Below are 10,197 nucleotides of genomic sequence, written 5' to 3'. Positions count from 1 at the left end.
CACGGCTGACTGGGATTTTTTGCTGATGATGTTGGCTTGCAGACGGAAGTAGCTCACGTTCTCTCACCTCTTTTTTACAGGCTCTTTAATCTTAAAACATCCGAAGGCGACAAAGAAAGGCCGGAGGCGCTTTCCCCAGTCACCACGAAGTGGTGTATAACTGGGCACTCTCCCTTTGGGTTCGGATTTATTGTAGCACAAAATTTCCCTTTTCTCTAGAATTTATTAAGATATATGTTAATATATTTAAATATAAGATAATAAAGGAGTGAAGACCATGGCAAACAATATTGAAAAGATCACCAGCATTGAAGAGCAAATCGCGAAACTGAAAGAGAAGCAAAAAATGATTGAACAGCAAATGCACAAAAACATCGGTCAGGAAGTGTTGAAAGCCTGGAAGGTGGAATCGGAACAGGAAGCCTTTGAATGGATCCAAAAGCTCGCGGTTCAAGTAAACCGAAAAGAAGATGGGAATAAAACGTGGGATCACCATGAGCAGCAGCCATGATCATCTGGACCAGATGAGGGAACTGAAACAGCGAATTACCGAACTGAAAAGAAAGAAGAACCGACTTCAAAATGAAGCCAAACGGAAAGCCAGCTGGGAACAGCGAAAAGCGCGGACTAAGCGACTAATCGAGACAGGTGCGCTGGCAGAAAAATATTTTGGACTGGAACAACTGTCAGTAGCCGAACGGGAAAAAATCTTCCAGACGTTCTCTGCATTTGTAAAAGGGAATATGAAAAAGGGCTGAGAAATGGTTCTCAGCCCTTTTGGTTTGAATGATGGTGTTCAGCAAGCGGAATCAGCTTCCACTCTTCTGTCGTGTGCAACGTTAAAAAATCAAGTTGGTCTTGCGCTTCCTCTTTCGTGTGGAAAAGCCGTTTCCTGTTCTTCATCACTCAGATTTAAACCGTTACCAGATCAGATAAGACATAGTATATTTCAATTTCCTCTGATGATTATTGGGGTTTATTAACGAAATTAATTTGTCGAACTAATTTCTGTTCTTTGCTTTTGGGGTTCTTTTTTTTTCTATTTATTCCCCAAATTGCTCCAAAAACATAACATAAAAGCAAAACCATCAAAAAAGTAAGAGGGTTGAAAAATATATCATTAGAAAATGTATTCAATAAAGGGAAAACAGATGGATCATTAAAGTTTTCTTTTACATCAACAATTCTATTGCGAAGGGCGTCTGCTTTTATGATAGTAAGAACTACGATTGCTCCGGCTAATAGCAAACTAAGTATGATGGAAATTATTGTGACCTTTTTACTTAGCCTTTTTAATGTAAATCTCATGAACAATTCGATAGTGCCATATACAAAAAACATAATAAATGGGAGTGTAAAAACTAGAATGATGATGGGGGGATTTCCACCACCGCCGCCACCTTCACTGGGTGTAATGGGTGCTGTAAAGTAATTCATTACATAGAAGACTAATATGGTAACGAGAACAGCAAGTACATAAAAGAAAAATAATAATTTATTCATTTTTCTTGCCCCTATCATAAAGGATACTTGAATAAAAATATCATAACATTTCAAAGCTTCAAAGTACTTGTTGCTAATTTATCTGCGTAAATAAACAGTATCGATTTTACTTGCCCAAGTACTCCAGCTTGACCACCTTGTACCAGAATAACTTCCATCAGGATCTACATATGCAATATAAGAACCGTCGAGGTTATCGTATCCTTTTATTACTCTCCAGTGATAAGTATCATCAGCTAAATAAGGACTAACCATAGCGACAGGGTAATTTGCATTTATGGCAGTCATCATTTGTGAGAAAGTTGGAGTAGTCGAGCTAACAGAGTACCAACCTGTCATGGAATGATTTAAATGAAGTTTAAGTCCATTTGCAAATGCATATGCATTCGTTCCCCAAGTTGCTGAATTCATGTCATAGTATAGATGATCAATAAAATTAGCTGCGCCTCCATAGTAAGTAGAATCTCTCACATTGAAATAGCGATAATCATTATAATAATTCGATATGGACGCTCCCGCAGCTGGTCCACAAGCTGAGTTTGGATGATTCACTCCTGGCTCACGTTGGTATACACGATAAACTTGTAAAGTTTTAGGACCTGCAGCTAAAGCATTAAATCCATCAGTCATTTCTGATTCTGGAATTACTTCTTGATTGCTTTCCAAGCCGATTGGAATATCCGCTACTCTGGCGGCCTCTTCATATTCACCCTCGTTGTTTAATAACTCTACTAATCCATCCTTTTTAGCTTTTAATTTCTTTTTTAGTTCATTTCCATTCGTGCTGACCTCTATTTCTCCTGCGCCTAAGTAGTACGCGACTTTATTGTTTCCTTGGATTTTCTCACCGATATAGTCATCCACATTAGTGTCGAAAGTTCCATATTCAAAAATAGGATCAAACTTTGTATTCGCTGAAGCTAAGACATATCCTTCAAGATTCCCTTCACTCTTAACATGAAAGTAATAAGAGTTAATTTCTTCGTCCAGGCCTCTTAATTCACTTATATATTTTATATCTATATCTGCTATTTCAAGGCCCCAGACGTTTTGTTTATTTTCTACAAAATTTTTCACCGTTTCTTGAGTAGTTTTAACATCCATTGTTTTTCCTTCGCGTTCACTTGCTGATACTGTACCTATACCGAGGATTAAGAACAACAACAAAAACATAAGACATAACACGAGCTGTAAATTTTTCTTCATTGTTTCCCTCCTTATATTTTAGAAAATTCTTTCAATTTAATTATATATTGTTACTGTTTTATTTAAAACCATTTTTTTCCGTAAAATTATAATTTTTTCCAACTAGTTAACTTCAATTATAAGTGAAGCAACCGAACATTCACTTCTAAAGAAGGAATAGAACAAAAAGCGACACTATAATATATTCAATGAGCCACTAAGGAAGCCTGTGTTGAAGTATTACTGTAACTCATTTCATTTCTTTTCAAACTTAATTTTAAAGTTGTAAAAAATTTCTTTTACAAATCTATAAGTAAATTGTAAAGCAGCAGAAATCTTTCTAACTTTCTTGGAATTTGTAAAAGAGAATATGAAAAAGGGCTGAGAAATGCTTCTCAGCCCTTTTGGTTTGGATGATTGTGTTCAGCAAGCGGAATCAAGTTCCACTCTTCTGTCGTGTGCAGCGTTAAAAAATCAAGTTGGTTTTGTGCTTCCTCTTTCGTGTGAAAAACAGTTTCCTGGTCTTCATCACTTAGAACTACACCATTTGTTGATCGAATAAGGTATGGCATTTCTTAGCCTCCATCCACTTGTAATTCATACATACAAAAAAACTTTAAAATTTATTGGCTATATAAAAAGTCAAACTCGAAAAATGCATTGAAAATCTTTCATATGGTACGAGATAACCGTTTAAAGTGAATGAGAGATTTCAAATCCCGTAATGTATCATATACTTCTTATCTTTTATTGCCTCTTGAATTTTTAAAACCAATTTATTAAGTTCATCTGAGTTTTTTAAATGCTCTAATGACGTGACTGCCTCATAAAAAAATAACAACGAATCAGGTGGAATGATTGTAACTCCAAAGTAAGCTAGTCCCATCTCTGGACGATTCAATGAATGAAAATAGGTTTTCATGCCAGATAGCCTTTCGTCTAAAATACTGACAAGGTCATCTTCAACTGCAATGCAATTATATTTCTCCGGATTATATTCATCATCAAAATCTATTGGATTATTAACATTATCGATTATTCCAAAATCGTGCACTGAAGGCATAATAATCCCCTTTCACATTTATGTAAAAGCTTAAGATAATAAATATTCATATAGCATGAATTAAAAGCATCCTTTTATATAAAGAAAGTATTAGTCCGCGCCTTCTTAAACGTAATTTTAACGTACTTAATACACGAATTGGCATTCAATGAAGTTAAAATAGAAAGTCGTCTACATGTAGACTAATCTACATGTAGACGACTTGAGAAAATATAAACAAATTCTCTATATTGCATTGTATCTATAGTTTAAGAATGTTAGATTTAAATTATCAGTTTTATTTTATTGTCTACAAATCTACAAGTTGTTATAACATTAGTTACCAGTTTTAAAATAAGGAGGGAAAAGAATGAGTGAATCTTGCACAGTAGTAACGTTTGGTAATTTTAAAGGCGGTACCGGAAAAACCACAAATAGCACGATGATTGCTTATTGTTTGGCTAATATGGGTTATAAAGTGTTATTGAGTGACCAGGATCCCCAAGCAAATGCAACGAGTCTGTACTTAAGAACAAAAACCCATCTAGAGGATGAAATTACGAGCTTTGAAAAGACGTTGATGTCTGCTATCCAAAGTGAAGATTTAAGTACAATTGTTACTCCAATCAAAGAAAATTTATATTTACTCCCTAGTTTCAGTGATTTTGCTTTGTACCCAAAATTTTTGGAGAAGAAGTTTCCATCAGAAGTGGATCGCGTTCAATTCTTTTCTTCTTTGATGGAACCGTTGAAAAAAGAATTTGACTTTATTTTTATCGATGTTCCCCCTACCTTCTCAATCATTACGGATTCGGCGTTATACGCATCTCAATATGTGGTTGTTGTTTTACAGACCCAAGAACGGAGTTTGCAGGGTGCGGAAGCATTTACAAAATATCTTCAAACCTTGATTGACGACTATGATGCTGATTTAGATATTTTAGGTATATTGCCAGTCTTGTTAAAAAATCAGGCAGCGGTGGATACCTTAACCTTAGAAAATGCCAGAGAAATGTTCGGTGAACATAATTTGTTTAAAGGTATCGTAAAGAACATGGAGCGATTAAAGCGATTTGACATGACCGGCATTACCGAAGACGACATGCATGACCGTAATGTGATTTCGAATTACACGGACGTAGCCAATGAATTTTTGGAAAGATTAAAAGCAGTCACAGATCCTGCTGATTTCCCTATTCCACGGGAGGCGAATATAGATGTCTGATTTACTTAGAAAAAAACCGAAAAAGATTGAAAGAAGCCCAACGGTTACACCGAAAACAACTTTTTCGGTGAATGACCTCCCACAACAACCGGTAAAACAAGAGAAAGAAGAAGTTGTAGAGAAAAAATTCTCTCCAGCTAAACCAGCCGTTGCAGAAAAAACGACGACTGTCCGGGTAAGTGTGGCAATGAAAAACAAACTCAATGCCTTAGTTACGATGGGAATCGCTGATACCGTTGACCAGCTCACCGATGTATTGATTGATGAATATGTCACGAACATTCTCTCCAAGGATGAAAAAAAACAATTGGAGATAATACTGGATCTTTATAAAAGTAGATTGAATAACAAGTAGAGAGAAAAACATCTTTTCTCTCTCTTTTTTTATTTACGAAAGAAATGAAAATATCGTCTACAAGTAGATTTGTAGATTTGTAGACTAGTCTATTTGTAGATTTGTAGATTTATTTTATTTTTCAAAATTCAAAAAGTAGATTTGTAGATAGGTCTACAAGTAGATTTGTAGATTGAAAAACCATCTAAAATATTTTTTGTAGATTTGTAGATTAATCTACAAGTAGATTTGTAGATTTCAATTTCTAAATTTGTTTATAAACTTGATTGGAATAGGAACACGTCGAATTTTTACTATCTACAAATCTACAAATCTACAAGTAGATTTGTAGATAATAAAATTGTTAAAACTAAAAATAATCTACAAGTAGATAGGTCTACAAATAGATTTGTAGATTTGTAGACGCATATACAAGTAGATTAGTAGATTAATATACAAGTAGATTTGTAGATTTGTAGATAAATCTACAACATTAAAAAACCCTTGAAAACCCTATTGTATAAGGGTTTTCGCTCTTCTATAATTTGGAACTAACGAAGCAATCGCTTTTTAGTTGAGGATTAGAGAGGAGGCAGGGGACCATGAAAGATATTTATAAAATCGTTGATACAATACTACATGAAGGTTTGAATACATATAAAAAGATTGGGACCTCTGCCACCTTGCCAAGACTTGTGGAGAATCAAAAGAGAGCATCTAGGCATAAAAAAGGCGCTATTTGTGTGACCCGTTCCAAGGAAGATTTAGCGACACCGTTCGGTGTCAAAGGGTATGTGATTACCTCAAAGGAAACCCTCTTGGAGGATTGTCTTGAACTTTCTCACTGGAATCCTAATGTACTGAACTACTTGAGGTATTCGGATAAAACCAGGCGGTTCGTCAAGGGACATGAAGAAAGCAACCTGCAGCAGATCAATACCTTTGTGGTCGATATCGATACAAAAAAACAGCCGTATACGGAAATCCTGACGGCTGCACTGGACCACAGCATCGGTATCCCGACACTGGTCTTGGAGACGCCGAAAGGCTTTCAAGCCTATTTTGTGCTCGAAAAACCTCTCTTCATCAGCAATCAGAACGACTTCCGCGGACTGAAAGTGGCCAAACGCATCTCAGAGAATATCAAACGTAGCCTCGCCGGAGTTTTGCAGGGAGTCGATATCTCCTGTAATGACTTCGGTTTTTTCCGGATTCCTAACGAAGACAACGTGCGCTGGTTCTCTGAAGAAATGGTCTATGACTTCGGCAGCTTGATCGCTTGGTCCAAACGCCAGGATGATGATCAAGGCCGAGGGCTTTTTGTGCTGCCTTCAAAAAAAGAAGTGATGGATCCCACACAGACCGAATGGTTCCAGGAACTGTTGGCCACGCGTCACGTAAAAGGGGGCGAAGGGCAGATCGGCCGGGACAACCTGATGTTCACCCTCGCCTTGGCTTGCTACAGCGCCGGAAAAGGGCAGGAGGAAACGCTCGATCTTCTGGATGAATACAACTCGTCCCTGGCTTCGCCTATACGGCACAGCGAAGTGCGAAAAATCGTCAAGAGCGCCTATAAAGGCCGGTTCAAGGGCGCGCATCAGGAATATATCCAGCAGCTGTTGGAAGCATGGGGCACCGGCAAGGAAATCGCCATCCACAATCCGGTGGGCGGCTGGTACAAGCACAAGAAAGACCGGGAAGACCGCGTCCGCAGTCATTACAGCGAATGGGAAGAAGATGTGCTCGCTTATATCAGAAAATCCGCGAGCATCGATCAGCCCATCAAATGGTCTACGCAGACAGCATTGTGTGAAGAGATCGGGATCCCCCGCAGCACGTTCAATGAGGTTATCCGGAAATCCAAGCACATCTTGGTTAAACGAAAAGGGAAAGGCCGGACAGCGCAGACAGGATTAACTTCCATTGCGGTGCTTCTTCAGTGTGCCCTCAGTCACCAGCAGCAACACCGCACGGTGTACATCGAAGCAATCCGACTCTTCGCAACAGAACCAGCGAATCACCTGGTTCTGCGAGAACTGGACTACCAAGTAGCACGCCATGTGGGAGTCCCTGATGCTGCAACTATAAATGGTAAAAATTTCAATTCCAGTTAATTGTCCAGTCTGCCAATACATATCTGTATACGGGGTTCGTTTTTCTCTTGGTTATCGGTTGTGTATCTATCCATCATCTTTTCTTTTGTTTAGGGAAATAAAAAAAGCACCTTTTCAATGAAAAGATACTTGGTAAGGTGTTATTCAGTTTCATCGGTATTGTAAGGACCGAAGCGTTCATACATTTTGTTGAGCTGCTGGGTCTGGAAGTCGTCTTTGAAAGCACGCAGAAAGACATCCGTCGGATTGATTTGAAGCGCATTGCAGTAATGGACGATCCAGCCGATGGAAACGTTTTGCTTTCCGCGTTCCACTGTCGAAATCGTGGGGCCGGAAAGATCACTGATGGCTTCGATGTCTTTTAAGGTCATTTTCTTTTCAAGGCGTATGGATTTCAAGGCTCCACCGATTTTTTCGTAAATATTGGGTTCATAATGGGAGGTCATAGCTCGAATCCTTTCAGATAGCCGTGTCTGTTTTGATTGTTTCGTGTTATACTGATTCCAATAAATTAAGATATATATTAAAAAATCTCTACAAACCCTGTTATTGGTAGTTTGGCGACCGTCAATAACAGAGTTTCCGCGTAGAGAAATTTCAAAGGAATCGTTCTTATCCTGATTATAGCATAATCCAGGTCTTTTTGAATAGAAGCTGAGGAAATCGGCTTTTATGGAACGCGCCTTTGGAATTTCTCTTCCGTTCGATCAGAGAATTCTTGGAAGGGGCGTTTTATCATGAGCAGAAAATACAATGTACAGGAAGAGGCAGCCGAGCGATTTTACAGGTTACCGAAAGTGTTCTTTACGAACGAACAATACAAAAACATGAGCAATGATGCGAAGATTGCGTTCGCCATCCTGCAAGATCGGCTTGAATTATCGATCCGGAACCGGTGGTTTGATACAGATGGAAACATCTATTTTCTTTACGGGAATCAGGAGCTCGGCGATATTTTGAATTGCAGCAAGCCCACCGTCATCAAGATCAAAAAGGAACTGCACAAAGCGGAATTGCTGGAGGAGAAACGGATGGGGCTTTCCCAGTCGAACCGGCTGTATTTGCTGAAACCAATCGCTGATTTTTCAGATGTGGAAGAGTTGAAACAGCCAGAAGAAGAGGCTGAAACCCTTGGGGCCCAACAGAAGTTAAAATCTTTTACTTCAAGAAGTCAAAATTCTTTACCTCAAGAAGTTAAGAATTTTAACACTAATGATACTGAACTTAGCGATACTGATTCTAGTGAAACTGAAAAGAGTATCCATCCATCCCGAAATGAGCCGGATCTGCCGAGTGTGCTGGTGGAAGTGCTTGAAAAGAATCAAAAGCGATTGATGGATGACGAGATCAAAGTGGCAGATATCCTGAACCACTACAAAGCCCACAAAGGAATTTTGACGGATTATCAGTATGCAGATGCCTTGCAGTATTCACTGGAACGGACACCGGGGCGCATCATCAGTATTACGGCCCGGCTGACGAAAGCGGTGGAAGACAAGCGGAAATGGCTGAATCAGCAAAACGCTCGTGAACCAGAACCGGTGCGACAAGAAATCATCCCGGAGTGGTTGAAAGAACAGCGCCAAGCCGAACAACAGCAGCAGCAACAAGAACAACAGAAATCCGGCACAGTCGTCAACGACCTGGAAGCCGAAAAACAACGATTACTCGAACGTCTGCAAAAGCGGAAGTCACAATGACTTCCGCTTTTTATTATGATATAGATTAAAAAATATTGAGTTCCAACTATTTGAAATCAAGATAAATGCAGTGGGAGTTAAGTAATATACCGTCTTTATTATGTTTATCAGGTGTTTGTAAAAAAGGAAAAAAGAACCAGAGGAAAATGTTGGTTTTTACTTGCCAGAAATAAGGCAAAAATAGTAAGGTGGAGTCAAATGATTCCAAAAGGGGGTGGAAGCGTGTTTGATCGCATTGGTGCTTTTCTCAATACATTATTTACCGATATGCAAGGGACTTTCATTACCGTTTTTATGATTGGCCTGTTGATCTGTGCGATTGGTGTATGGGCAGGGGATGAACAATCGTCACCCAAATTCAAGAACGGTATCAAGCTGTGTGTACTCGGCGTGGTGTTGTTCCTGTTGGCCAGACCGGTCATCGATTACATTCAGACGAATCTGTAAGACAGAAAGTGTGTGATGGCGATGCGTTCGGATTCTTACATGGAGCGCCAGGAGCGCTTGCGTGAACGTGGGAAGGTGGAACTTCCCCTCAATATCGATACGAAAAAGTATTTATACGGCAATATCTCGTTTCAGGATGTCTTCATTGTGCTGCCGTTCCTGTTGCTCGGCGCAACTCTTTCCTATTTGCTGTTTAGGGCCGGACACTTGAACCAGCAGATCCTGTTGGTGACATTCGTGCCGGCGATGATTGTCACGGTGTTTCAGCTGAACAAGCATCCGATCCGGAAGAATTTATCGCTCTTGCAGTACAAGGTCATCTGGAAGCTGCAGGCGAAACACCGGAAAAAGAGTTTTCATTACGCGAAAGGGGCTTTGCCGATGAGCCGGAAACAAGGCGACACCCGGACCGAACTCGGACTGGCCAACATTGCGAACGGCTGTCTGGAATCATCCGACCGGAAACTGATCAAGGTGCTGGAAATCTCCTCCGTCAATCTGTCGCTCATGAACGAACTGGCCAAAGAGAATGTCCTGTCGGCCTATCAATCGTTCATCAATGATACGGGCGAGAAGCAGATCCAGCTCATGCAGGTCGCGCAGCCCATCAACCTGACGAATTACCTCATGTGGTTTAACGAAGAGGT

At 39.6% G+C, this 10,197-nt stretch carries 12 protein-coding genes and 1 pseudogene; 8 read left to right on the top strand and 5 right to left on the bottom strand.

Features of this window, described 5'->3' with window-relative positions; all coding sequences use genetic code 11:
- Window positions 1-277 precede the first annotated feature (277 nt).
- Window positions 278-511: a hypothetical protein gene (locus tag D2910_RS16550; protein ID WP_117314277.1), complete on the top strand. Its 234-nt coding sequence runs from the start codon at window positions 278-280 to the stop codon at window positions 509-511.
- Entirely contained in the window at window positions 495-758 is a 264-nt protein-coding gene (locus D2910_RS16545; protein ID WP_117314276.1) for a hypothetical protein, read from the top strand. The genes D2910_RS16550 and D2910_RS16545 overlap by 17 nt, the downstream gene beginning before the upstream one ends.
- Before the next feature lie 208 nt (window positions 759-966).
- Here the strand turns inward: D2910_RS16545 and D2910_RS16540 are convergent, their stop codons facing one another.
- The 4 genes from D2910_RS16540 to D2910_RS16530 form a co-directional block, all read right to left on the bottom strand.
- The gene (locus D2910_RS16540; protein WP_117314275.1) at window positions 967-1,503 is read right to left on the bottom strand and encodes a hypothetical protein; all 537 of its coding nucleotides are present in this window, start codon (window positions 1,501-1,503) and stop codon (window positions 967-969) included.
- A 78-nt stretch (window positions 1,504-1,581) separates the two neighbouring features.
- On the bottom strand, window positions 1,582-2,709 hold the full coding sequence (locus D2910_RS16535) for a C39 family peptidase (RefSeq protein ID WP_117314274.1): 1,128 nt from the start codon (window positions 2,707-2,709) through the stop codon (window positions 1,582-1,584).
- 374 nt (window positions 2,710-3,083) lie between these two features.
- Complete coding sequence (locus tag D2910_RS16985) at window positions 3,084-3,260, bottom strand: hypothetical protein (RefSeq protein ID WP_165850208.1); 177 nt, start codon at window positions 3,258-3,260, stop codon at window positions 3,084-3,086.
- Window positions 3,261-3,400: 140 nt separating this feature from the next.
- Window positions 3,401-3,751: a short-chain dehydrogenase gene (locus D2910_RS16530; protein WP_117314273.1), complete on the bottom strand. Its 351-nt coding sequence runs from the start codon at window positions 3,749-3,751 to the stop codon at window positions 3,401-3,403.
- A gap of 349 nt (window positions 3,752-4,100) precedes the next feature.
- Here D2910_RS16530 and D2910_RS16525 point away from each other — a divergent pair, with 349 nt between their 5' ends.
- The 3 genes from D2910_RS16525 (at window position 4,101) to D2910_RS16515 (ending at window position 7,403) form a co-directional block, all read left to right on the top strand.
- Window positions 4,101-4,955 carry a ParA family protein gene (locus tag D2910_RS16525; RefSeq protein ID WP_117314272.1) on the top strand — a complete coding sequence of 285 codons (855 nt, stop codon included), beginning with the start codon at window positions 4,101-4,103 and terminating at the stop codon, window positions 4,953-4,955.
- Window positions 4,948-5,310: a DUF5388 domain-containing protein gene (locus D2910_RS16520; RefSeq protein WP_117314271.1), complete on the top strand. Its 363-nt coding sequence runs from the start codon at window positions 4,948-4,950 to the stop codon at window positions 5,308-5,310. The genes D2910_RS16525 and D2910_RS16520 overlap by 8 nt, the downstream gene beginning before the upstream one ends.
- Before the next feature lie 581 nt (window positions 5,311-5,891).
- The gene (locus D2910_RS16515) at window positions 5,892-7,403 is read left to right on the top strand and encodes a primase C-terminal domain-containing protein (RefSeq protein ID WP_117314270.1); all 1,512 of its coding nucleotides are present in this window, start codon (window positions 5,892-5,894) and stop codon (window positions 7,401-7,403) included.
- A gap of 140 nt (window positions 7,404-7,543) precedes the next feature.
- Here D2910_RS16515 and D2910_RS16510 read toward each other — a convergent pair whose 3' ends face one another.
- Window positions 7,544-7,849, bottom strand: a complete 306-nt coding sequence (locus D2910_RS16510) for a helix-turn-helix domain-containing protein (protein WP_117314269.1) — start codon at window positions 7,847-7,849, stop codon at window positions 7,544-7,546.
- Between the two features lie 291 nt (window positions 7,850-8,140).
- Between D2910_RS16510 and D2910_RS16505 the strand changes: the two genes are divergently transcribed.
- From D2910_RS16505 to D2910_RS16495, 3 genes and pseudogenes are all read left to right on the top strand, one after another.
- Complete coding sequence (locus D2910_RS16505) at window positions 8,141-9,103, top strand: replication initiator protein A (RefSeq protein ID WP_117314268.1); 963 nt, start codon at window positions 8,141-8,143, stop codon at window positions 9,101-9,103.
- Window positions 9,104-9,325: 222 nt separating this feature from the next.
- Complete coding sequence (locus tag D2910_RS16500) at window positions 9,326-9,550, top strand: hypothetical protein (protein ID WP_117314278.1); 225 nt, start codon at window positions 9,326-9,328, stop codon at window positions 9,548-9,550.
- A 15-nt stretch (window positions 9,551-9,565) separates the two neighbouring features.
- A pseudogene (locus D2910_RS16495) lies at window positions 9,566-10,197 on the top strand (TrsD); the annotation flags it as partial.

It is taken from the genome of Planomicrobium okeanokoites (assembly GCF_003428875.1).
Classification (GTDB): Bacteria; Bacillota; Bacilli; order Bacillales_A; family Planococcaceae; genus Planococcus; species Planococcus okeanokoites.
The sequence above is the reverse complement of the archived record's forward strand: the minus strand, read 5'-3'. Positions and strand labels throughout refer to the sequence as shown.

Coding starts and splice junctions, on each gene's coding strand:
- D2910_RS16550 (WP_117314277.1), top strand. CDS start 278: ATGGCAAACAATATTGAAAAGATCACCAGCATTGAAGAGCAAATCGCG.
- D2910_RS16545 (WP_117314276.1), top strand. CDS start 495: ATGAGCAGCAGCCATGATCATCTGGACCAGATGAGGGAACTGAAACAG.
- D2910_RS16540 (WP_117314275.1), bottom strand. CDS start 1,503: ATGAATAAATTATTATTTTTCTTTTATGTACTTGCTGTTCTCGTTACC.
- D2910_RS16535 (WP_117314274.1), bottom strand. CDS start 2,709: ATGAAGAAAAATTTACAGCTCGTGTTATGTCTTATGTTTTTGTTGTTG.
- D2910_RS16985 (WP_165850208.1), bottom strand. CDS start 3,260: ATGCCATACCTTATTCGATCAACAAATGGTGTAGTTCTAAGTGATGAA.
- D2910_RS16530 (WP_117314273.1), bottom strand. CDS start 3,751: ATGCCTTCAGTGCACGATTTTGGAATAATCGATAATGTTAATAATCCA.
- D2910_RS16525 (WP_117314272.1), top strand. CDS start 4,101: ATGAGTGAATCTTGCACAGTAGTAACGTTTGGTAATTTTAAAGGCGGT.
- D2910_RS16520 (WP_117314271.1), top strand. CDS start 4,948: ATGTCTGATTTACTTAGAAAAAAACCGAAAAAGATTGAAAGAAGCCCA.
- D2910_RS16515 (WP_117314270.1), top strand. CDS start 5,892: ATGAAAGATATTTATAAAATCGTTGATACAATACTACATGAAGGTTTG.
- D2910_RS16510 (WP_117314269.1), bottom strand. CDS start 7,849: ATGACCTCCCATTATGAACCCAATATTTACGAAAAAATCGGTGGAGCC.
- D2910_RS16505 (WP_117314268.1), top strand. CDS start 8,141: ATGAGCAGAAAATACAATGTACAGGAAGAGGCAGCCGAGCGATTTTAC.